The sequence below is a fragment of the Streptomyces sp. CT34 genome (genome assembly GCF_000805335.1).
Lineage (GTDB): Bacteria > Actinomycetota > Actinomycetes > Streptomycetales > Streptomycetaceae > Streptomyces.
The window spans coordinates 200,261-222,091 of the sequence record NZ_KN708638.1; the positions used below are offsets into that span (position 1 = coordinate 200,261).

At 70.7% G+C, this 21,831-nt stretch carries 19 protein-coding genes and 2 pseudogenes; 13 read left to right on the forward strand and 8 right to left on the reverse strand.

Going from position 1 to position 21,831, the window contains the following annotated elements:
• On the forward strand, window positions 1-737 hold a 737-nt coding region (locus RZ84_RS00975), incomplete at its 5' end, for an IS630 family transposase (RefSeq protein ID WP_063772645.1).
• 527 nt (window positions 738-1,264) lie between these two features.
• Here RZ84_RS00975 and RZ84_RS00980 read toward each other — a convergent pair.
• From RZ84_RS00980 to RZ84_RS00990, 4 genes and pseudogenes are all read right to left on the reverse strand, one after another.
• Window positions 1,265-1,585 (reverse strand): DUF6092 family protein, encoded by a 321-nt coding sequence (locus RZ84_RS00980; RefSeq protein WP_043262719.1) that lies wholly within the window; start codon window positions 1,583-1,585, stop codon window positions 1,265-1,267.
• On the reverse strand, window positions 1,566-1,784 hold the full coding sequence (locus tag RZ84_RS40335; RefSeq protein ID WP_241777995.1) for a nitroreductase family protein: 219 nt from the start codon (window positions 1,782-1,784) through the stop codon (window positions 1,566-1,568). The genes RZ84_RS00980 and RZ84_RS40335 overlap by 20 nt, the downstream gene beginning before the upstream one ends.
• Window positions 1,785-1,885: 101 nt before the next feature.
• Window positions 1,886-2,074: pseudogene (locus RZ84_RS40340) on the reverse strand (ATP-dependent DNA ligase); the annotation flags it as partial.
• 515 nt (window positions 2,075-2,589) lie between these two features.
• Window positions 2,590-3,405, reverse strand: coding sequence for a class I SAM-dependent methyltransferase (locus tag RZ84_RS00990; RefSeq protein WP_043262720.1), 816 nt, complete (start codon window positions 3,403-3,405; stop codon window positions 2,590-2,592).
• A 204-nt stretch (window positions 3,406-3,609) separates the two neighbouring features.
• Here RZ84_RS00990 and RZ84_RS35885 point away from each other — a divergent pair, with 204 nt between their 5' ends.
• Window positions 3,610-4,683, forward strand: a complete 1,074-nt coding sequence (locus tag RZ84_RS35885; RefSeq protein ID WP_157878728.1) for an ISL3 family transposase — start codon at window positions 3,610-3,612, stop codon at window positions 4,681-4,683.
• A gap of 282 nt (window positions 4,684-4,965) precedes the next feature.
• On the opposite strand, the gene RZ84_RS01000 is transcribed toward RZ84_RS35885, so the two are convergent.
• The 4 genes from RZ84_RS01000 to RZ84_RS01010 form a co-directional block, all read right to left on the reverse strand.
• Window positions 4,966-6,783 carry a ricin-type beta-trefoil lectin domain protein gene (locus RZ84_RS01000; RefSeq protein ID WP_043262721.1) on the reverse strand — a complete coding sequence of 606 codons (1,818 nt, stop codon included), beginning with the start codon at window positions 6,781-6,783 and terminating at the stop codon, window positions 4,966-4,968.
• Window positions 6,784-7,301: 518 nt separating this feature from the next.
• Window positions 7,302-7,427, reverse strand: a complete 126-nt coding sequence (locus tag RZ84_RS42200; protein WP_277816859.1) for a hypothetical protein — start codon at window positions 7,425-7,427, stop codon at window positions 7,302-7,304.
• A gap of 124 nt (window positions 7,428-7,551) precedes the next feature.
• A complete protein-coding gene (locus RZ84_RS01005; RefSeq protein ID WP_078893472.1) occupies window positions 7,552-9,744 on the reverse strand; it encodes a bifunctional polysaccharide deacetylase/glycosyltransferase family 2 protein in 2,193 nt (730 codons plus the stop codon).
• A gap of 16 nt (window positions 9,745-9,760) precedes the next feature.
• A complete protein-coding gene (locus tag RZ84_RS01010) occupies window positions 9,761-10,204 on the reverse strand; it encodes a hypothetical protein (RefSeq protein ID WP_043262722.1) in 444 nt (147 codons plus the stop codon).
• A gap of 355 nt (window positions 10,205-10,559) precedes the next feature.
• On the opposite strand from RZ84_RS01010, the gene RZ84_RS38670 reads away from it, so the two are divergent.
• From RZ84_RS38670 to dgoD, 11 genes and pseudogenes are all read left to right on the forward strand, one after another.
• Window positions 10,560-11,171: a hypothetical protein gene (locus RZ84_RS38670; RefSeq protein WP_157878729.1), complete on the forward strand. Its 612-nt coding sequence runs from the start codon at window positions 10,560-10,562 to the stop codon at window positions 11,169-11,171.
• The gene (gene cseB, locus RZ84_RS01015) at window positions 11,168-11,863 is read left to right on the forward strand and encodes a two-component system response regulator CseB (RefSeq protein ID WP_052229659.1); all 696 of its coding nucleotides are present in this window, start codon (window positions 11,168-11,170) and stop codon (window positions 11,861-11,863) included. The genes RZ84_RS38670 and cseB overlap by 4 nt, the downstream gene beginning before the upstream one ends.
• Before the next feature lie 7 nt (window positions 11,864-11,870).
• The gene (locus RZ84_RS01020; protein ID WP_043262723.1) at window positions 11,871-13,085 is read left to right on the forward strand and encodes a sensor histidine kinase; all 1,215 of its coding nucleotides are present in this window, start codon (window positions 11,871-11,873) and stop codon (window positions 13,083-13,085) included.
• Window positions 13,086-13,323: 238 nt separating this feature from the next.
• Entirely contained in the window at window positions 13,324-14,352 is a 1,029-nt protein-coding gene (locus tag RZ84_RS01025) for an LCP family protein (protein ID WP_052229660.1), read from the forward strand.
• A complete protein-coding gene (locus RZ84_RS01030; RefSeq protein WP_157878730.1) occupies window positions 14,349-16,244 on the forward strand; it encodes an acyltransferase family protein in 1,896 nt (631 codons plus the stop codon). Before RZ84_RS01025 ends, RZ84_RS01030 begins: the two co-directional genes overlap by 4 nt.
• 324 nt (window positions 16,245-16,568) lie before the next feature.
• Window positions 16,569-16,778, forward strand: a pseudogene (locus RZ84_RS01035) (IclR family transcriptional regulator C-terminal domain-containing protein); the annotation flags it as partial.
• Window positions 16,779-16,946: 168 nt separating this feature from the next.
• Window positions 16,947-18,320 (forward strand): MFS transporter, encoded by a 1,374-nt coding sequence (locus RZ84_RS01040; protein WP_078893474.1) that lies wholly within the window; start codon window positions 16,947-16,949, stop codon window positions 18,318-18,320.
• A 5-nt stretch (window positions 18,321-18,325) separates the two neighbouring features.
• A complete protein-coding gene (locus RZ84_RS01045; protein ID WP_241777489.1) occupies window positions 18,326-19,300 on the forward strand; it encodes a sugar kinase in 975 nt (324 codons plus the stop codon).
• Window positions 19,297-20,037 (forward strand): IclR family transcriptional regulator, encoded by a 741-nt coding sequence (locus RZ84_RS01050; protein ID WP_043262725.1) that lies wholly within the window; start codon window positions 19,297-19,299, stop codon window positions 20,035-20,037. Before RZ84_RS01045 ends, RZ84_RS01050 begins: the two co-directional genes overlap by 4 nt.
• Window positions 20,034-20,681, forward strand: a complete 648-nt coding sequence (locus RZ84_RS01055) for a bifunctional 4-hydroxy-2-oxoglutarate aldolase/2-dehydro-3-deoxy-phosphogluconate aldolase (RefSeq protein ID WP_052229663.1) — start codon at window positions 20,034-20,036, stop codon at window positions 20,679-20,681. Before RZ84_RS01050 ends, RZ84_RS01055 begins: the two co-directional genes overlap by 4 nt.
• Window positions 20,678-21,829, forward strand: coding sequence for a galactonate dehydratase (gene dgoD, locus RZ84_RS01060; protein ID WP_043262726.1), 1,152 nt, complete (start codon window positions 20,678-20,680; stop codon window positions 21,827-21,829). Before RZ84_RS01055 ends, dgoD begins: the two co-directional genes overlap by 4 nt.
• The last annotated feature ends 2 nt before the right edge of the window (window positions 21,830-21,831 follow it).

The window sequence follows — 21,831 nt, forward strand, 5'->3', positions numbered from 1 at the left end:
TGGCCGCGGCGACGGGGATGTCGCAGTCGGCCGTCTCGCGGATCTGGCGGGCGTTCGCCCTGGCCCCGCACCGATCACAGACCTTCAAGCTGTCCACCGACCCGCTGTTCATCGACAAGGTCCGCGACGTCGTCGGCCTCTATCTCGACCCGCCGGAGACGGCTCTGGTGCTGTGCGTGGATGAGAAGTCGCAGATCCAGGCACTGGACCGGTCTCAGCCCGTCTTGCCGATGATGCCCGGGGTACCTGAACGCCGCAGTCACGACTACGTCCGCGCCGGCACCACCACCTTGTTCGCCGCCTTGGAGGTGGCCACCGGCAAGGTGATCGGATCACTCCACCGCCGGCACCGTGCCGCCGAGTTCAAGAAGTTCCTGATCAAGCTCGACAAGGAGGTTCCCGCCAAGCTCGCGGTGCACTTGATCCTGGACAACTACGCCACCCACAAGACACCGGCGATCAAGAAGTGGCTGCTGGCCCATCCCCGCTTCCATCTGCACTTCACCCCCACCGGATCATCGTGGTTGAACCTGGTGGAACGGTGGTTCGGGGAGCTGACCAGCAAGAAACTGCGACGCAGCGTCCACCGCTCCGTCCAGGCCCTCGAACGCGACATCCGTACCTGGCTGGCCGACTGGAACGACAACCAACGACCGTTCACCTGGACCAAGACCGCCGACGAGATCCTCGAGCAAGTCGCCGCATACTGCAAACGAATCCCCGACTCAGGACACTAGTGGGCACCCGTCGGTCCGACGGTGTCGACGCGGGGCCGATCGCTGCACAAGCTGGCCTGGTTCCCCGGCGAACTCTTCAGTGGGCAAAACGGACCAAATCGCACGTTCCGGTACCCGAAGACAGCCTGGTAGCCGGGCAGAGTGGCGCACTCGGACAGCGCACGGACCTGGACGGACTCGGTGGACGGCAGTTGCTCCAGGGCCCGCCTGATGCGCCGACGGACATCGCGAACCGCTCTTTTCGCCCGCGCGACGGTGCATGCTCGGGCGTACACCCGCCAGCCGCGTGCATGTCGGCCAAGTGCAAGTCGGTGTAGACGACGTCGACTAGGTCGAACATGCACGCGGCCCACTCCAGCAACGCTGCCAGAGTCCGCTGGGTGAAGTAGCTGTTTCCGGTACTGACAGGGATCAGAGCGTGCTCGCCGCGTTCCAGCACCCATCGGCAGGCGGGACTGAACGTCTCGACCTCGACCAACTCCCCGCCTGTGTCGTGAGGGATGTCCGCAGACTCGGTGTGGTCCAGTTCAGTCACGGGCGATCAGCCCTTCCTCCTGCAGCAAGCGTGCCAGGCGCGCGCACAGCGAGTCGAGAAACCCCTTCAGGTCCCGGTCCTTCATCGCGCCGCACGTGAAGTCCTCCAGCTCCGCCCGCACGTACTCCAAGCCCTGGTTGGTGATGCCGGCCGCAGTGGCCAGGGCGAGAGATCTGCGTGCCGCGTTCAGGCGGCGCAACGGCCCATAAGACGGGGGCTCGTCCGGCAGACCGCGTCCGCTACTGAGCAGGAACGTCGCGAGCAGAAGCAACTCCTCACCCGTCCGTCGCAGTTCACCGGTTCCACGCGTCATGGCAGATCACCTCGTTCGTATCGCGACGGCAGGAAGGCTCGGGGGCGCGAGCAGGGTGTCCGACAGGTACCAGCAGTACCGGCTCCAAATGCTGGGGGAGCCCGAGGAGAGCACTGACGGACTCCTTGCGGAAGCTCGCGACCGGGCAGCCCCCCAAACCCAGGGCGTGCGCCGCCAGCAGAAGGTTCTGCACGGCCATGGCGACACACAGCAGACCCTCGTCCCAGCCAGTCGGCGCGCGGCGAACACCGATTCCAGCGCGGGCCCGCGCCGCCGGTACGGCCACCCGGTCGTGTCTATCCCAGACAGCCGCAGCAGATCGAACGCGACGAAGTGGGCCGACCACTCCCGCGCCGCCCGGGTCGCCCCGGCGCCGCGCCCGGCAAGCCGGTGCTGCAGCCGCTCGACGGACAGCCGCCCCGCGACGTCCCAGACGACCAGTTCGCCGTCCAGTGCGGTCTCATCCGGCAGCTGCGCGGTCCCGGTCACAATCTCCGGAAACCAATCTCCGGAAACGAGGCCGCCATCTGAGTGTCGCGCCTGGAGCGCAGCCGAGCCCGGGAGCGCTCCGGTTGTCAGCGGGCGCCGCGGTCGATCAGGGGTCCGCGGTTCCGGGAGACGCCCTTGGTCGCCTCGTCACGGGCCATCCACACCATGCGGGGCCGCCGTTGTCGGGGGCCTCGGGGATCCGCTCGATCAGCGTGGTGCAGAGGTCGGCGGCTTCGTCCTCCTCGATGTCGTCGGCCGGGAACCCGACCCGTACGCCCTGGCGGACTTCCGCCGGAGTCGACCACCATGGCCCCAGACACCAGGTCCACGCTTCCGGTGGTTGCCCTCGCCTTGGCCGAACGTGTGGAAAAGGCCCGGTCGGCACAGGTGTTGGCGTCCGGCAGCAGCCACGGCGAGACGTCCACGGCCGACACCAGCCGATGGGTAGCGGAAGCCCGGCGGTGCGACCTGAGTCGACGATGGCATGACGGGCAGCATCCCAACCGGTCCGCGCTCTACCGGCGGACCGCCGAGATCAGTCCGCCGGGCCGCTCCTCGCGCTGCGGCGGGGTGCTGATGGGACGGCCGTAGGCGGCAGCGCGCTCGCGCAGGGTGTGGCAGTCGGCCTCCCAGCCGTGCCCGGCCAACCAGTCCACCGGGTCGTCGGGCACCTCCGAGACCCACATGGACGCCGCCGACCCCGGCACGGCGTCCGCGCCGAAGCGCTCGATCACGCCGCGCGAGCCCAACGTCAGCCCCATCCGACTGCCTGGCGCCGACTGCGCGCTGATCCGGGCCAGCAGCAGCTCCACCGCGTCCTCGGGCAGATAGATCAGCAGTCCTTCGGCGATCCACGCGGTCGGCACGGCCGGGTCGTGCCCTGCGGCGGCCAGCGCGCCTGGCCAGTCCTCGCGCAGATCCACCGCGACGGTGATCCGCTCGCAGCGTGGGACGGCCCGCTCCTGGCGCAGCACCGAAGCCTTGAAGTCCAGTGGCGCGGCGGTGTCGACCTCGAACAGGCGGGTGCCCTCGGGCCAGTCCATCCGGAAGGCCCGGCTGTCCATGCCGGCGCCGAGCAGCACGATCTGCCGGACCCCGGACGCGGAGGCCTGCCGCAACAGGTCGTCGAGGAACTTCGTCCTGATGACGATGGAGAACGACACGGCCAGTCGGCGGCGTCGCGCGGCCTCGTCATCGGGCAGCGGCGGCGAGGAGGGCCACAGGCCGCCGGCGGCGGCGAAGGCCTGTGCCAGTGGGTCGCGGAACAGCGCGTTCTCCCGCTCGGTCTCCAACGCCCGCACCCTGGCCACACCCACCGCCGTGGCCCACACTCCCGACGGCTGCACCCGCTCCCGCTCATCAGTCACCGCGCCAGCCTAGACGATCGGTTCCAAGGGGCCCGATGAGGGGAGCCGATGAGGGGAGCCAGGTTCATGCGCGGCCAGCCGGTCATGCGCGCACTGACCTCCTACGACGGCTGAAGTTCGCCCGAAAATCGCCTGGCTCGATGGTGGTGTGGTCGACAATCCTTCGCCGTGAACGAAGTGCTGCCGCGGTTGAACGAGCCGCTGTTCTCCTCGGTCGAGGGCGTGTTGATGGAATCGGTCGAGGTGATCGACACGGTCGTCCGGGTCGAGGCCCGTACGACCGCAGGGCGGGCGGCCTGTCCGGGGTGCGGGTGCTGGTCGGGGCGAATACACGGCTCCTACCTGCGATTTCCTCGTGATCTGCCGACGGCGGGCAAGTTCGTCGTGGTGTCGTTGCGGGTGCGGAGGTTCGTCTGCGAGGAGGAATCCCGCGAGCACATGACCTTCGCCGAGCAAGTACCCGGTCTCACCCGCAGGTTCGGGCGACGGACCGAGCGGCTGCGGTCGACGCTGGTGCCGGTCGGTCTTGCGCTCGCGGGCCGGGCCGGCGCCCGGATGACGGACACCCTCAAGCTTCCGGTCAGCCGGAACACCCTGTTGAGGCTGATCGCCTCGCTTCCGGACCCCACCACCGCAGTACCCCGCGTGGTCGGCGTGGACGAGTACGCCCAGCGCAAGAGCCGTGTCCACGGAACCGTGCTCGTCGACGTCGAGACACGTCGCCCGGTCGACCTCCTTCCCGATCGGGAGGCGCACACGCTCGCGGCCTGGCTCGCCGAGCGGCCCGGCATCGAGATCGTCTGCCATGACCGGGCTCCATTCTTCGCCGAAGGTGCCACCCGCGGCACCCCGCAGGCCCTCCAGGTCGCCGACCGTCAGCAGAACGCTTCGCCGCCAACCCCAACCGGTCGGCCTCCGCCCGCCGTCAGCCCGGGCCGTTACGCGCTGGATCCTCACCCACCCCGACGCCCCACCCGAAGACGACCGGCTCCGGCTCAAAGCCGTCCTGGCCAATTCCCCGAGCCGACGGCACTTGCCGAGCACGTGCGCTCCTTCGGGCACATGGTCGCTCACCTCCAGGGTGACCAGTTGCCGACCTGGATCGAAGCGGCCGCCTCCACCGCTGAACTGCCCAGCCTCCGTAGCTTCGCCCAACACCCCACAGCTTCCCGAACTACCTCAACCACCGCCGCGCCGCCCACGACCGGGACGTCGAACCCTTCCGGGACGACTGCGACCTGACCGTCGACGGCAGCCTCCCTGCCGACGACCTCCTCAGTAGGTCTGGTCAGCGATCGTGGTCAAAGAACTCATCTCATCCACAACTCTTGACGATTGCCCGGCCACTTCCGCACCCCCGCCGCCGCCATTCGTGGGCACGGCTTCCCGCGGGGTGAGTGCCCAGCTGGGAGGCTCCGTGGCAGGCGCTCCCTTACGCAATGCGGCGCCCCGTCACGGCCGTGCGGTGGTGACGGGGCGCCGTCCCGGCGTCGGCGTCGTGCGTACGACGCCAGGGACCGCGGCTCAGGCGGCAGGTGGGGTGGTGAAGGGGGCGCTCCAGGTCTGGTTGGGCTGGTACGTGCCGCACTGGTAGGTGGCCACCTTGGCCGAACGGTCGTCCAGCGCACCGCCGTTGATGTCCACGCACGCACCCGTGGCCTGCCGGAGTTCGCCGGAGCGGTGGTAGGTCCAGCGTTGGTGCGGGTCGCTGTCGTCGCAGGCCGCCAGCCGCAGACCGGTCGGGTCGCCCGTCACGCACAGGCCGTCGCCCTGGAGGCTGGAGATCAGCCCGTTGCCGTGCAGCCGCCACTGCTGGTTGGCGCCGCCGGTACAGTCCCACAGGGCGACCTCGGCGCCCTTCGTCGCGCCGTGGTACGCGTCCAGGCAGAACGGTGTCTTCTGGAAGTTGCTCTGTGCGGACTGGATCTGCCCGACCGCGTCCGCCGCCCCGCCGCAACTGCCGGGCGCCACCGTGAACATGGCGTTGTCGTGGCCGCCGATCGTGGTGCTGATCGAGTCGGTGACCCGGGAGTCCTGGTGGGTCCACAGGTTGCGGGCGGTGCGGGTGCAGCCGAGGTTGCCGAAGCCGATCCGGGCCAGGTCCAGTTTGTAGTGCACCAACGAGGAGTTCTTGTTGAGGACGGTCACCGCGCGGCTGCCGTCGGCGAGCGGCTTGACCACGACGTCGATCCCGGCCGTGGCGGAGGCGTTGTCGCGGGAGGCGAGGTAGCCGCCGGCACCCAGCGGATCCTGGTCGACGGCGATGATGTCCTTGTTCTTGAGGATGGCGAGCTGCTCCTGGTAGTCCTCCGGGTGCGCCGCCATCTTCCGTACGTCGGTGCTGATCATCAGCGGCGAGCCCATGGCCGACCACAGCGCGAACTGGCTACGTTGCTCGGGCAGCGTGAGCTGGTTGTTGTCGCCGATCAGCAGCATGTCGGCGTCGTTGTGGTTGCCGACGCCGTTGTACCGGGCCAGCGCCACGGTGTCGGTGAAGTTCTGATAGACGCCGCCCTGGTAGGCCGACTCGGCGCTCGGGTCGTTCCAGGCGGCCTTGGGCCACACCGTGATGTCCGGGCTGACCCGCCACATCTGCCCGAGCCCGCGCACCCAGTCCATGGTCTTGTACTTGACCGACTCGGCGCCCGAAGCGGCCGCCGGCGCCGACTCGTTGAAGAGGATCTTGCGGTCCTTGCCGGCGGTGGCGGTGTTCAGCGCCTTGGCCATGGTGGTGAAGATCTGCTGCCGGTCGCTCCACGTCGTACCGCAGTTGTCCAGCTTGAGCGAGTCGATGCCCCAGTACGCGAGCGAGCGGGCGTCGTTGTCCTCGTGGCCCTTGACGCCGCCGGGCACGCCCTGGCAGGTCTTCTCACCTGAGGTGCTGTAGAGCCCGGCCTCCATGCCGAGGGCGTGCAGGCGGTCCGCGTAGCCGGTGAGTTCCCAGTCGAAGCCGGGCTGACTGCTGCCGCCCCAGTGCGCGGCGCCGTGCAGGTATCCGGCCGAGGTGCGCTGCATCCAGCAGTCGTCCACGGTCAGGTTCTTGTACCCGGCGGCGACCAGACCGGTGGCCTTCATCGCCTTGGCCTGGTCCTCCATGAAGTTCTGGAACGAGTAGCCGGCACGGGTCCCGTCCAGCCGGGCCTGCGCCGCGCACGTGAACCGCGCCCAGTTGTTGAAGCCCATCATCGGTTTCTGCCCGATGGGGGTGTCGGTGTTGGCGGCACCGCTGTCTGCGGGCGCCCGGCCGGCGGTCGTTCCGGCCAGGGCGGTCGTTCCGGTTCCCCCTAACCCGGCCAGCACCACCGCGGTGCACAGCCCGGTGATCCAGCGGCGTCGTCTCATCCTTGCCTCCCCTTCCTCCCGATTTACCCCCCGTGGATGAGTGAAGCTGCTTGGTACATTGCTTTTCCACTCAGATTTTTTCAGAAGGTTCCAGGTGGGCAGCCTGGCCGTCAAGAGGTTCGGGTGAGGTGAATTTTCCAGTCGCACCGGGAAGCAACCGACCCACACCGGATCGACCCCGCCTCGGGGCCGAACAGGGGTCGGCTCCACATCCGTTGACAGAAGCACGACACAGTACGAAAACTTGGCCACCCACGCACAAGGCTCGTTGGCCCGCCGGACTCCGGAAACGACGAACGCCCACAGGCCGACCGGCTCGCAGCGGTCACCGGACACCGGCAAGACGCACTGGAACGGGCGCCGTCCGAACTGGTGCGACAGAAACGTACGGAACCCGACAGACCCAAGCGCAGCCCGAACCAGACTATTTAAGGCAGGACATTGACCATAGGCCGGTCACAGCGCTGGGCATTTACGGCACCAAAGATCCGGCTGAGCTTTTGAGTTCGTGAGGCAGGTCAGACGCCCATCACCAGGCCGGTGCCGGCGAGGCAGTCGCCGACCAGGTCCCAGGTCGGCGGCGAGGTAATCGAAGCCGACATCGAGCACCCCACGGGCGGCACCACCGCCCTGCGCCTGCTCACCGCGACCGTCGTGCTCGCCGGAACGCACGTGGCGTCGGGTGGTGTCGGGTGGTGTCGTTGACGTGGCGGCCGTCCGGTTCGGTTCAGCGGGCCGTCGGTGTGCGGTGGGCCCCGGCGCCGGGGCCTACGTCGTGTCGGCGGCGGGCATGGCGGGGGCGGTGGCCGGTTCGGTGGCCGCGGCGGCCCGCAGGCTTCCGTACCGCTCCATGCGCTGCCAGCGCAGCCGGGAGCCCGCGACGGCGGTGAACAGCGACTGGATGACGACCAGATACATCAGCTGCCGGTAGACGAACTGCTGGAGCTGCAGGCTCCACAGCGGTCCGGGCCGTTCACCGTCCAGACGGAACGCGTACCGGCCCATCAGCAGTTGCAGCAGCACGAAGGCCAGCCACAGGCCGACGATCCGGACCGGGTCGAGGAAGACCAAGCCGTAGAGGGCGAAGATGTCCACGGCGGGCGCGAGCAGCGGCATCAGTACCTGGAAGAGCAGCAGGTAGAGCAGGCCGCGGCGGCCCAGTTTGCCTGCCGCGCCGCGCTGCACCAGCGCGCCGCGGTGCTTCCACATCGCCTGGAGGGTGCCGTAGCACCAGCGGTAGCGCTGGCGCCACAGGGCGTTCAGTGAGGCGGGGGCCTCCGTCCAGGCCCGCGCGTGTTCCTCGTAGACCACGCGCCAGCCGGCCCGGCACAGGGCCATGGTGAGGTCGGTGTCCTCGGCGAGGGTGGCCTCGCTGACGCCGCCGAGTTCCAGCAGCGCTCGGCGGCGGAACGCGCCGATCGCGCCCGGCACGGTCGGCATGCACTGGGCGAGGTCGAACAGGCGGCGGTCGAGGTTGAAGCCGACCACGTATTCGATGTGCTGCCAACGCCCCAGCAGGCCGCCGCGGTTGACGACCTTCGCGTTGCCTGAGACGGCGCCGACGCCGGGGTCGGCGAAGGGCTGCACGATCGTTTGGACGGTGGTGGGTTCGAAGACCGTGTCGCCGTCGACCATGACCACCAACTCGTAGGAGGCGGCGGTCAGTCCGGTGTTGAGTGCGGCGGGCTTTCCCGCGTTCTGCTGGCGGATCACGCGTACCGGCAGGCCCAGGGATTCCACCAGGTCCGCGGTGCCGTCGGTGGAGCCGTCGTCGACCACGATGACTTCGACCGGATGGTCCGAGGCGAGCAGGGAGCGCACGGCGGCCCCGATGCCCGCGCTCTCGTTGTAGGCGGGGACGATGATGCTGACCGGTTCCGTCACCGCCTGCCCCCACGGCCTGCCCCGGCGCCGGTTCCGCAGCCGCCGGTGCCGACGGGCCGCGGCCAGAACGACGATCGCGCGCAGCACGCTGGCCGCCCCGGCCGCGTACATCAGGACGCCCAGCAGCCACACGGCCCAGTCACCGCCCCGGAGCGCCCACACCAGCGCCGTCCCCTGCACGCGGTCGCCGATCCCTGCGGCGTGTACGGGTTCGGCCATGCCGACCGCGTCGCTGACCGTCGCGAACCGGTGGCCACCGGCCTTGAGTTGGGGCAGCAGGGTGCCGAGCGCGGCGACTGTCTGCGATCGGTCGCCGCCGGCGTCGTGCATCAGCAGGATCTGTCCCCGGTCGCCGCGGGGTGTGGCGTTGGCGATGATGCGGGACACGCCGGGTCGCTGCCAGTCCTCGGTGTCCTGGGTGGTGAGGACCGTGGTGTACCCGGCTTTGGCCGTCTGCTTCAGCACGGTCCAGCCGGTGTTGTCCACCGCGCGGTTCTGGGAGGAGTACGGCGGACGCAGCGGTGAGGTGGTGACGCCCGCCGCGCCGACCACGGCCAGCTGGGACTCGCGCAGCTCCAGGGAACGCTGCCGGGGGGCGAGCTTGCCGAGGTCGGGGTGGGTGAAGCCGTGGATGCCGATCTGGTGGCCCTCGGCGACGATCCGGCGGACCAGCTCCGGGTGGTTGATCACCTGGGTGCCGACCAGGAAGAAGGTCGCGTGCACGTGGTTGCGGCGCAGTACGTCGAGGATCCGCGGCGTCCAGGTCGGGTCCGGGCCGTCGTCGAAGGTCAGCGCGAAGGTGCGGGGCTTGACTCGCGCGGTGTGCGGGGAGGTGTGGGCGTTCGCGATCACCGGACCGCCGTGCGCCACGTGGGCGGGCACCGCGTCGCTCGGGCCTTGGGCGCTGTTCACCTCGTCCGGCGTGATGCCGAACATGTGGTGGGTGTAACCCTGAAGCAGCAGGGCCGCCGACAGCGTCACCGCGAACACGCTCAGTAGCAGCCAGTGGGTGCGCGGTGTGATCTGGCGGGTGCGGCCGTGGCGGCGGGAGTCTTTGTGTCGATGGGGGGTGGTCACGGAGGGGCTTTCGGGGTCACGTCGGGGCGGTGCGGGACCGGTCTGCGGCGGTGGCGGAGCGGGCGGCGGTCTTCGCCCCGGTGGGGCCGCCGGTCGCGTGGGCGGGTCCGGGGGAGGTGTCCGGCGCGGACGCCGTGGGACGGGGCGCCGGGCCGGACGGCGGCACGGACGCGGTGGCGAGCGCGGGGCCGCTCAGCACCGTGCTGACCAGCAGGGCCAGGTAGCCGCCCGCGGGGAGCATCAGCAGCCCGGCGGCCCGCCGCACGCGACGCCGGCGCCGTCCCGAGGCGTCGACGAACACGGGCTGCACCACCTCGCCCTCCAACGCGCGCGGGCCGAGCGGCACTGGGGTGTCGTGACCGGACGCGGGGCCCACCAGCCCGAGCGCGGGGGTACTGGCGACGTCGGCCGCGGTGGCCGCTCCCCTGCGGAGGGTGCTGGTCGTCGAGGCTCGGCTCATGGCTTCTTGGCTCCGTTGATGTCGCTGGTCATCGGGTGGCGCTGCAGAAGCTATGCGGGGAACTTCTCGGCGGTTCGTCGCCTGTGTCTCGTCCGTTGATCGACGGCTGATACACGACCTGTACACGGCGGAACGTCTGCACTCTGTCCTGCCTGGTCCGGGCGCACGGCACGGCAACGTGGCGGTCCTCGGCTCGGGTCCTACGCCAGTCTGCGGGGCCAGTCGCCGCGCGCCTTGAGCGCCGCGTTCAGCGGGACTGGATCAGATGGATCCGAACCGGCGTTGTTACCGTTGGCCTCCTATGGGCTGGAGTGTGACACCGTTGCGCGGGGGTCGACGACGCGCAGGAAAAGTTGTGCCCGCGCTGGTGGGTGCTGTCTTTGCGGTGGCTCTGCTGGGGGGCTGTGGGTTCTCGGCGGGGCTGCGGAACGCCGGACCGGCCCCCTCGGTGTCCGTGCCGGCGAGTCCATCCCCGCTGTGGCCGGGCTACACGCCCACCCCCGGTTCCGGCAACGGGTTCGTGTATACCCCTCCCGTTCGTCCGCCCTTGCCGGGAATCACCGTTCCCCCCGGTGGGCTGAAGAAGATCTCGCCTGTGGCGTTGCTCACGGCAGACCCGGATGTAGGCGGGGAGCTGGGGAAATCGCTGCGGAACTGCCCCGGATCATCGTGTCCGCTGCGCCCGCCCGTATATCCGGATCTGACCGGCGACGGCCGACCTGCTGTGGTGCTCGTCATCGACGATCACGGGTTCGCCGACCTGCACGTCTACGTCGCCACCTCGGGGAACTCCGTCCGGCAGGTGTTGAGCTATTCCGCAAACGGTGTGGTCGATGCGGGAACCGTCGGCCATGACCTCGTCATCAAGAGCAGTGGTGACCACCAGGACGTCACTCGGTACCACTGGAACGGGAAGATCATGGTGCCCGTTCCCATCGATTCACCCAGCGCTGTGAGGACCCCGTGACCCATCTGCTCCTTGTCGAGGACGACGAGGTGATCCGTGACACCGTGCGGTTGATGCTGGAGCGGTACGGCTACGCGGTGTCCGTGGCCGGGGACGGCCTCACCGGCCTGGAGGCGTTCCGCGAGCGGCGGCCGGACCTGCTGCTGCTCGATGTGATGCTGCCGGAGCTGGACGGCATCGGCCTGTGCCGTCGTGTCCGCGAGTCCAGTCTGGTGCCGATCTTGATGATGTCGGCCCGTGGGGATGCCCTGGACGTGGTGTCGGGGTTGGAGGCGGGGGCCGACGACTATGTGATCAAGCCTGTCGAGAGCACGGTTCTGCTCGCTCGGATCCGCTCCCTGTTGCGACGTGCGAGCTTCCCGCCCGGTGCGGAGGCGGCCGAGCAGGCGGGGTCCGCGCAGCAGCGTGATGTTCTCACCTTCGGTGACGTGGAGTTCGATGTCGGTGCGATGGAGGTGCGCCGCGCGGGGCGGCTGGTGGCGCTGACCCCGACCGAGTTGCGGTTGCTGTTGGAGTTCGCCGCGAATCCAGGGCTCGTGCTGGAACGCCGGACGCTGTTGCGCAACGTATGGGACTACTCGTGGGACGGCGACCGGCGCGTGGTCGATCTGCATGTGCAGCGGCTGCGGACGAAGATCGGCGCCGAGCGGATTGAGACGGTCCGTGGTTTCGGCTACAAGCTGCGGCGCTGACCTGCGGATGCGCCGGCATTCGCTGCGGTGGAGGATCGCCGCGCTGGTCGCGGTCGCCGTGGTGGCGGTGGCGGTGGCGATCGGCGTACTGGTGCACCAGGCCACGTACGCACGGGCTGTCGACCGGGCCCGTGACGCCGCGCTGCACCAGCTGAACACGGCGGCCCGCACCTACGCCAGCACCGGCGAGCCGGTTGCCGACGCGCATCTTGACTCGCCTCGGGTACCGAAGGAACTCGTGGAGCTGGCACGCCGCGGCAATCAGGGCACCGACTTCGGTGACGGGCCGAACGGGCCGGGGATGTGGGCCGCGCGCCAGGTGGGCGGCCGGGTCCTGTCGGTACAGGTGGGCATGGGCCGGGACGTGAGCGACCTCGAAGCGCTCGATGGCAGCATGGCGCTGGCCGGACTGGTGGCCGTCGCTGTCGCCGTACCGTTGGGCGCAGTCAGCGCTGACCGGCTGGGGCACCGGCTGCGGCACGCGGCGGGCACGGCGCGGCGGATCGCGGACGGTGAGCTTGACGCCCGTATCGAGGCGGCCACGCGTCCGGGAGACGAGATCGCCGAGATTTCCGGCGCCGTGGACTCCATGGCGCAGGCACTGCAGCAACGGCTGCTCACCGAGCAGCGGTTCACCGGTGATGTGGCGCACGAGCTGCGCACCCCGTTGATGGGTTTGGTCACCTCCGCGGAGTTGCTGCCGCCGGGGCGGGCCGCCGACTATGTCCGGGACCGGGTACGGGTGTTGAGCGCGCTGGTCGAGGATCTGCTGGAGATCTCCCGGCTGGACGCCGGTGTCGAGCGGGCCGATCTGGTGCCGTGCGCGCTGGGCGAACTGGTCGAAGAGTGTGTACGGCGCACGGGGCTGGCCGCCCAAGTGCGGGTCGTGGCGGACGCGGTGGTCGAGACCGATCCGCGACGGCTGGACCGCGTCGTGGCCAATCTGGTGACCAACGCGCACCGCCACGGACAGCCGCCGGTCACGGTGACCGTCGAGCGGACAGTGGTGGTCGTCCAGGACCGGGGGGCCGGCTTTCCGGAAAGCCTGCTGGCCGACGGACCGCAGCGGTTCCGCACCGGCGCCCGGGAACGCGGCCACGGCCACGGCCTGGGGCTGACGATCGCCCTTGGCCAGGCCCGCGTCATCGACGCCGCCCTGGCCTTCTCCAACGCGCCCGACGGCGGTGCGGTGGCGACACTGCGACTACCGGAACACGGCTGAGGGGTACGGGAGCACGGGCCGACGGCGACGCCGCGGCAACCCGAACACCGCCGGTGGTGACACCGCCGAGCGCCGATACACCCTCGATACACGGCGGACACCGAGCCGGTGGGGATCGGATACCCCAGCGACGGCGGCTTGGAGACCTTCCCCGCCAACCATGGCGGAGTCCTTGCGACTTGCTCGCGCATTCGTCTCACCGGCTCACCGGCTCACCGGCTCACACAGGTGCTTCACCATGGACTTCGCCCGCATACGGACGCCGCAGCGGCCGACGGCCGGCAGCCGTCGTATCCGCTTCGCGGCCTGGACGGCCGCCGCCGCACTGACCGCCGCAGGCATCGGCGGCTGGCTGCTGTACGCCAGACTCGACCACAACCGCACGACGACCGACCTGGATGCCGCGCTCGGTGCCGAACGTCCCCGGCGTGCCGTCGCGGGCGCCCTCAACATCCTGCTGCTCGGCTCCGATTCACGGGCCGGGCACAACCAGCGGTACGGCGCGGACGAGGGCAGCGCCCGATCCGACACCGCGATGCTCGTCCACCTCGCCCGGGGCCGCACCAGGGCCGTGGTCGTCAGCATTCCGCGCGACACCATGGTGAACCGGCCCGCCTGCCCGCTGCCCGGGGGCGGCACCGCACGCGCCGAAGGCCCCGTCATGGTCAACACCGCCTTCGAGACGGGTGGACCGGCCTGCTCGGTCAAAACGGTCGAGCAGCTCGGCCAGGTGCGCATCGACCACGTCATCGGCGTCGACTTCAACGGCTTCAAAGAGCTCGTCGACGCCGTCGGCGGCGTGCGGATCACCACGGACTCACCCATCCACGACCACTACAGCCACCTGGATCTGGACGCCGGAAGCCACCTTCTCAACGGCGAACAGGCACTGGGGCTGGTCCGCACCCGGCACGGCGTCGGCGACGGCAGCGACCTGGCGCGCATCAGACTCCAGCAGGCGTTCATGACCGCACTCGCCAGGCAGTTGACAAGCTCCGGCCTGCTCACCGACCCGGTGCGGCTCTACAAGGTCGCCGATACCGCCACCCGCGCGATCACCACGGACCAGGGCCTGAGCTCCGTCTCCGACCTGCTGGGTCTGGCCCGCTCTCTGGCCGGGCTGAAACCGTCCGACACCGACTTCCTGACGCTGCCCGTCGGCCCCTACCCACCCGACCACAACCGCCTGGCCGTCAAACAGCCCGAGGCCGCCGCCCTGTGGCGCGCGATACGCAACGACACCGCGGCACCGGCGCGGGAGAAGTGAGCACGACCATGACCGACTTCTCGCAGCCGACCACCTACCGGTCGACCGCACACCGGCGACGGACCGCGCCGCTGCCGCCTTCGGACGCCTCGGCCGCGTCCCGCCCGTACGCCTTCGGCCTCGACGGCCTGCGTGCCCTGGCCGTGACCGCCGTCGTGGTCTACCACGTCGATCCGGACTGGCTGCCCGGCGGCTTCCTCGGCGTCGATGTCTTCTTCGGACTCAGCGGCTACCTGATCACCGACCTGCTGCTTGCCGAGCGGCACCGGCACGGCCGCGTCGACCTGCGCGGCTTCTGGCTGCGCCGGGCCCGCCGCCTGCTGCCCGCACTCGGCGTGCTCGTGCCGACGGCGATCGCCGCGGCCACCGTCTGGCACCCGCACCGGCTGGCCTCCGGCATCGACAGCCTGCCGTCCGTGGCGACGTTCACCAACAACTGGTGGCAGATAGCCACCAACGCCTCGTACTTCGCGAACTTCGGACCTCCGCCGCTCTTCCTGCACCTGTGGACGCTCAGCGTCGAGGAGCAGTTCTACCTGCTCTGGCCGCTGCTGCTGCTCGTCCTGCTGCGCCTCGTGCCCCGGCGCGCTGTCCGGGTGGCCGCCGTGCTCCTGTGCGCCCTCGCCTCGATCACCGCGATGGGACTGCTGTACCGGCCCGGCAACGACCCCTCCCGCGTCTACTTCGGCACCGACACCCATGCCTTCCCCCTGCTGGTCGGCGCCGCCCTGGCCCTGCTGCGGCCCTCCGCCACGCTCCCACCGCACCGGCCGTCCGTCCCTGGGACCATCGCCGGAGCCGGCGGGCTGGCCCTGCTCGCCGCGCTCGCGTGCACCCTCTCCCACGACCAGGACCGCCTCTACCCCGGCGGCTTCGTCCTTGCCGCCGTGGCGACCGGTGTCGCAGTGTTCGGCGCGGTACAGCCCCAAGGACCGCTGCCCACCCTGCTGGGCGCGCCCCCGCTGCGTTGGATCGGCAAGCGCAGCTACGGCATCTACCTGTGGCACCTGCCGCTCATCTCGCTGGCCACCCCGGACCGCATGACCCCGGCCGACGCACCCCTGAACGCGATCGCCGCCGCTGTCGCCTCCGTCGGCCTGGCGGCGCTGTCGTACCGCTGGCTGGAACAGCCCATCCGGCGCCACGGACTGCTGGGATCGCTCCACCGACTGTGCAGGGGGTTCACCCCGGCGGCCCGCCACCGGACGACGAACATCCTGCTGACCTGCACCGCCGCCTGCTGCGCCGCAGCGGTGGGGCTCGTGGGGAGCTGCGGGTTGGCGGCGGAGTCGCACCGGACCGACACAGCTGCCGCCAACACCCAGGCACAGCAGCCACCGGTACCACAGCCCGGGACACCTCCAAGCCACACACCGAACAGCACCCCGACCGCCCGGCAGACCGTGCCCCTGGGAAAGGTGTCCGCGATCGGCGACTCGGTCATGGACGCCGCCGCCCCGGCCCTGAAGGCGAAGTTCCCCGGCATCCACGTCGACGCCGAGGTCGGACGCCAGTTGACCGCCGCTCCCCAGGAAATCAACACCCTTCAGAAGCAAGGGGAGTTGGGGGACGCGGTGGTCATCGGCCTCGGCGCCAACGGCACCGGCGGCGTCCCGGACCTTCAGGCCGCCATCGACGCCATCGGCCCCGGCAAACGGATCGTCCTGGTCACCTGCCATGTCCCGCGTTCGTGGCAGGATTCGGTCAACCGGGCCATCAGCACGGTGGCGGCACGCAACCACAACGTCGCCATCGCCGACTGGAACAAGGCCATCACCGGCCACGAAACCCTGCTCGGCGACGACGGCGTCCACCCCGGCCCCGAAGGCGGCCGGCTCTACGCCGACACCGTCGCCACCGCCCTGGCCACCCTCCCCGCGACGAGCCACTAGGGCGCGTACTGCGTCGTGATCAAGTCGTGATCAAGTCATGATCAATCTGCGGGAATTCGCCCTCGCGGATGGGGATCGCGGCGCACCACCCGGACCGGCAAGGGTGGCGTGCGGTCTTGGGCCGGTAGACGAAACGGCGGGCGTGGCAGAGGTGACTCTGCGGCGGCGTCGTTGATCTAGAGGCCGCGGCCGACTGCAAGGGGACCCGCACGCGGATCCGGGAGGCGCTCGCGTTTCGTCCGGTCAGCGGGCGAGCTTTCGCACCAGGGCAATCAGCGCTGCGGCAGTCTTCTCCACCTCCGCGGCCGGCACGGCCTCGAAGAGTTGGAACAGTCGCAGCCCTCCGGGCTCGCCTATGAGCAGCAGGGGTCGATGCACGGCGTCAGCTGCATCGCGGCGCCGGTCCTCGACGGCCGGGGCGGGGCGGTGGCCGCGATGTCGGTCGCCGTCCCGTGGGCGCGGTTCCGCCCGGCGATCCTCCTCGGCACGGCGATCCGCACCGCCGCCCTGGGTCTCTCCCGCCGAATGCCCGGAGCCCGAGTCCGGACCCGGCCTGGGTCCGGACCCGGCCCGAGCCCGGACCCGAGCACCCTGGTCTCCACACCGGCCGAGCCTGTGCACCATGCGCACGACTGATGTCTCATCCGCACGACCGGCTGCTAGCTTCTGCGCCGATCCGCCGGAGCGTGCAAGGGAGCACAGATGCAGACCGAGCGAGCAGCACAGGACGACCCGGGGCGCAGAGTGCGCAATCGCAACGCGGCGGCCGCCGTCCTGGGGTCGGTGCTGGAGTGGTACGACTTCTTCCTTTTCAGCACCTCGGCGGCGATCGTCTTCAACAAGATTTTCTTCTCCGGGGAGTCGGCCTTCGCTGCCACCCTCGCGTCCTTCGCCACCTTCGCGGTCGGCTTCGCCGCCCGGCCGGTGGGCGGTCTCGTACTGGCCCACTTCGGCGACCGCTGGGGCCGCAAGCCGGTGCTGATGGCGACCCTGCTGCTGATGGGCGCGGGCACGCTGGCCATCGGCCTGCTCCCCACTTACCACCAGATCGGCGTATGGGCGCCGGTCCTGCTGGTGCTGTGCCGGATCCTGCAGGGGCTCGGCGTGGGTGCCGAACTCGGCGGGGCGTACGTATGGACGGCAGAGAGCGCCAAGCCCTCCACCCGCGGGTTCTACGCCTCGCTGCCCGGCGCCGGCGAGTTCATCGGGGTGGTCTGCGCCTCCGGCGCGATGGCCGCGGTGTCCTCGCTGGGCGAGCGCCAGTTCCTGGACTGGGGCTGGCGGTTGCCGTACCTGGCCTCGGTTCTGGTGGTGGTCGTCGGCTTCGTGCTGCGCTGGATATCGGAGGAGAGCGAGACCTTCCGGGAGGCCGTCTCCGAGGGCCGCAAGGCCAAGGCCCCGATCGTCACCGCGGTGCGCGGGCACGGCCGGACCATCCTGTTGATGATCGGCGCGGGTTGCGCCACCGCCATCGCCTCCTACTCCATTCAGGGCTACCTGCCGTCGTACGTCACCGAGCAGCTGGGCCTGGCGTCCAACGACGCGGTACTGCCGATCACCATCGCCTCCGCGGTGTCGGTGCTCAGCATCCCGTGCGCCGGATGGCTCTCCGACCGGGTCGGCCGCAGGCCGCTGATGATCGGCGGCGGGATCGGCATTGCCGTCTTCGCGGCGCCGTTCTGGCTGCTGGTCGGGACGAAGTCGTTCCCGGTGATCGTGCTGGCCGTGGTGATCGGCTTCGCCCTGATCCTCAACTCGCTGGTCTTCGGCCCGGCCGGCTCCTTCTATGCCGAGCAGCTGCCGACCGAGGTCCGGTACACCGGCCTGGTGCTCGCCCGCGAGATCACCTCGGTGGTCTTCTCCGGCACCGCGCCCTTCGTCGCGGCCGTGCTGGTGCACGCGGACGGCGACCGGCCGTGGTACCTGGCCGCCTTCATGGCACTGTCCGGCATCGTCACCGCGGTGTGCGTACTGCTGCTCCCCGAGACCGCCCCGCGCGCCCTGCGTCGCCGGGCGCTGCGCGATGGGAGCAGCGATGGCAGCATCCCGGTCGACGTCGAGTATGCGGGGGCGTAGCAGAGGTGGAAGCGGAAACCACGGGCCACGAGGTGCTGTGTGCGGGCGAGAGCATGGTGCTGCTCGCAGCGCCGGCCGGCGTGCGGCTCGCGCAGGCGCGCGGGGTCGAACTCCGGGTCGCCGGGGCCGAGTCGACGGTCGCCCGGTACCTGGCCGACCTCGGGCACGCGGCCGCCTGGGCGAGCCGGGTCGGCGACGATCCGCTCGGCGAGCGGGTGGTGGCCGACATCGCCGCCTCCGGAGTGGACGTGCGGTACGTCGAGCGGGATCCGGACGCACCCACCAGCGTCTACTTCAAGGACCCGGCGCCGGACGGCACCCGCGTGTACTACTACCGCTCCGGCTCCGCCGCCGCGCGGATCGGGGCGGACTACGCCGAGCGCCTCGCGCCGACCGTCGCCCGGTCGCGCGTGCTGCATCTGAGCGGGGTCACCCCAGCGCTCTCCGCGGACTGCGCCGACGCCTCCCGGGCGCTGTTCGCGCACGCCCGCGCGGCGGGGACGTTGAGCTCCTTCGACGTCAACCACCGCCCCGCGCTGTGGAGTCCGGGCGCGGCCGCGGGGCCGCTGCTGGAGCTGGCGCGCGCCGCCGACCTGGTCTTCGTCGGCCTGGACGAGGCCCAGCGGGTGTGGGGGGACGGACTCCGCTCGGCGGCGGACGTGCGCGCCCTGATCGGCCCCCGCGAGGCGCTGGTGGTGAAGAACGCCGAGGTCGGCGCGACCCTCTTCGAGGGGGAAGGGCCCGGGGTGTTCGTCCCCGCCCCGCCGGTCGAGGTGGTCGAACCGGTGGGCGCGGGCGACGCCTTCGCCGCCGGGGTGCTGGCCGCCCGGCTGCGCGGACTGCCCGTCGGGGAGCAGCTCGCTCTCGGCCACCGGGTGGCCGGCCTGGCGCTGCGTTCCGTCGAGGACCACGCGGACGCAACTGTGCTGCGGGCCGGACTCGACGAGCACGACCGACTCGAAGGGAGGGCCACCCGATGAGCCAGTCCGTCGAACGCGCCATCCGCATACTCGAACTGCTCAGCGAGGGCCCGCAGCATCCGGCCGCCGTCGCCGAGCAGTTCGGCGTGCACCGGACCACCGCGCTCCGCCTCCTCCAGGACCTGTGCGACGGCGGCCTCGCCCGCCGCCGCGAGGACGGCACCTTCGCAGTCGGCTACCGCCTCGCCGGCCTCGCCCAGGCGGCCCTGGAGCAGTTCGACCTGCGGGCGATCGCACACCCCTTCCTGGTCGACCTCGGCCGTCAGCTCCAACTCACCGTGCACATCGCCACCCTGGAGAACGGCCGGGTGATCTACGCGGACAAGGTCGAGCCGCAGACCGGGGTCCGGCTGTACTCGCAGATCGGCAAGCCGGTGCTGCTGCATACCTCGGGCGTCGGCAAGGCGATCCTCGCGTACCTCAGGAACGAGGAGCGCGAGCTGATGCTGGACGGCTATCGCTACCAGCGGTTCACCGACAGCACCGTGACCTCCGCCGCCTTCCGCGCCCAGCTGGAGGAGGTGCGGGCGCGCGGCTGGGCCGAGGACGACGGGGAGTACGAGCACTTCATCAACTGCGTGGCCGTCCCGGTGCGGGACGGCACCGGACGCGTCCGCAGCGCCCTCTCCGTCACCGCGCTCAAGGCGCAGACCGACCTCGCCGGGCTGCACGGCAGACTCCCGGTGATCCGCAAGACCGCGCAGGCGGTGTCCCGAGCCCTGGGATGGACGCAATGACCATATGCGACAACTTCTTTGACGGTGCGTTCGAGAACCTTCCGCTGATGGCGATCCTGCGCGGCTTCGACCGCGAGCGCACGGTCGAGGTCAGCCGCCGCGCCTGGGACGTCGGCATCCGACTGGTGGAGGTGCCGGTGCAGAACGACGCCGCCGTCGAGGCGCTGGCCGCCGCCGCGGCGGCCGGGGCCGAGCGCGGCGAGGTGGTCGGCGCCGGAACGGTGACCACCGTCGAGCGGGTGGAGCGGGCCGCCGCGGCCGGCGCCCGGTTCACCGTCGCGCCCGGCTTCTGCCCGGAAGTCGCCGAGGCCTCACTGGCCGCCGGGCTGCCGCACCTGCCCGGGGTGGCCTCCGCCTCCGAGGTCCAGCGGGCCGAGGCGCTCGGCCTCACCTGGCTCAAGGCCTTCCCGGCCGCCGAGTTGGGCTCCTCCTGGATCCGGGCGATGCTCGGGCCGTTCCCCGGGGCGCGGTTCGTGGCCACCGGCGGGATGAACCTCGCCAACACCCGGGAGTTCCTGGCGGCGGGCGCCGCCGCGGTCTCCCTCGGCTCGGCGCTCTCCGACGCCGTTCAGTTCGCCCGACTCCCCCAGCTGATCGCCGACCTCAACCCCACCTCCATCCAAGGAAAGCAGGCAGACCGATGAAGATCACGGCACTGGAGACCTTCTCGGTCGCACCCCGCTGGCTGTTCCTGGCGGTCCGCACCGACGAGGGGGTCACCGGCTGGGGCGAGCCGGTGGTCGAGGGCCGCTCGGCCACCGTCGCCGCCGCCGTCGAGGAGCTCTCCGACTACCTCGTCGGCCAGGACCCGTTCCGGATCGAGGACCACTGGCAGGTGCTCACCAAGGGCGGCTTCTACCGCGGCGGCCCGATCCTCTCCAGCGCGGTCGCCGGCATCGACCAGGCGCTGTGGGACATCAAGGGCAAGGCCCTCGGCGTCCCCGTGCACGAGCTGCTCGGTGGGCCGGTTCGGGACCGGATGCGCACCTACTCCTGGATCGCCGGCGACGAGCCGAACCGCGTCGCCGAACACGCCCGGGAGCGGATGGAGCAGGGCTTCGACGCGGTCAAGATGAACATCGGCGGACGGTTCCGCGCGCTGGAGTCCAAGGCCGAACTCGACCGCCTGGTCGACCGGGTGGCCGCGGTCCGGGGGACGATCGGGGACGAGGCGGACATCGCGATCGACTTCCACGGCCGGGTCTCACCGGCGCTGGCCCGCGAGGCCTGCCGACTGCTCGAACCCCTCCACCTGCTCTTTGTCGAGGAGCCCGTGGTCCCCGAGCTGACCGCCGACTTCCGCCGGATCTGCGACTCCACCACCGTCCCGATCGCCACCGGGGAGCGGCTCTACTCACGCTGGGACTACCGCGAGCTGCTCGGCTCCGGGATCGCCGTGGCCCAGCCGGACCTCTCGCACGCCGGCGGCATCTCCGAGGTGCGCCGGATCGCGGCGATGGCCGAGGCTTACGGGGTGGCGCTGGCGCCGCACTGCCCGCTCGGCCCGATCGCCTTCGCGGCCTCGCTGCAGATCGACTTCGCCACCCCCAACGCGCTGATCCAGGAGACCAGCCTGGGCATCCACTACAACACCGAGGGCGGCTCCGACCTGCTGGACTATCTCGTCGATCCGAGCGTCTTCGACTTCGCGGACAGCCACGTCGCCCGGCCGACCGGGCCCGGCCTCGGCATCAACGTCGACGAGGGGGCAGTGCGCCGGGCCGCGGCGCTCGGCCAGCGCTGGCGCAACCCGATCTGGCGCAACGCGGACGGCTCGTTCACCGAGTGGTGAGT

Excerpts from the sequence above, each read along its gene's own strand:
- RZ84_RS01020 (WP_043262723.1), top strand. The coding sequence starts at position 11,871 with ATGCGCCGGCATTCGCTGCGGTGGAGGATCGCCGCGCTGGTCGCGGTC.
- RZ84_RS01050 (WP_043262725.1), top strand. The coding sequence starts at position 19,297 with ATGAGCCAGTCCGTCGAACGCGCCATCCGCATACTCGAACTGCTCAGC.
- RZ84_RS01000 (WP_043262721.1), bottom strand. The coding sequence starts at position 6,783 with ATGAGACGACGCCGCTGGATCACCGGGCTGTGCACCGCGGTGGTGCTG.
- RZ84_RS01055 (WP_052229663.1), top strand. The coding sequence starts at position 20,034 with ATGACCATATGCGACAACTTCTTTGACGGTGCGTTCGAGAACCTTCCG.
- RZ84_RS01025 (WP_052229660.1), top strand. The coding sequence starts at position 13,324 with ATGGACTTCGCCCGCATACGGACGCCGCAGCGGCCGACGGCCGGCAGC.
- RZ84_RS40335 (WP_241777995.1), bottom strand. The coding sequence starts at position 1,784 with ATGGCCGTGCAGAACCTTCTGCTGGCGGCGCACGCCCTGGGTTTGGGG.
- RZ84_RS01040 (WP_078893474.1), top strand. The coding sequence starts at position 16,947 with ATGCAGACCGAGCGAGCAGCACAGGACGACCCGGGGCGCAGAGTGCGC.
- RZ84_RS00980 (WP_043262719.1), bottom strand. The coding sequence starts at position 1,585 with ATGACGCGTGGAACCGGTGAACTGCGACGGACGGGTGAGGAGTTGCTT.
- RZ84_RS01010 (WP_043262722.1), bottom strand. The coding sequence starts at position 10,204 with ATGAGCCGAGCCTCGACGACCAGCACCCTCCGCAGGGGAGCGGCCACC.
- dgoD (WP_043262726.1), top strand. The coding sequence starts at position 20,678 with ATGAAGATCACGGCACTGGAGACCTTCTCGGTCGCACCCCGCTGGCTG.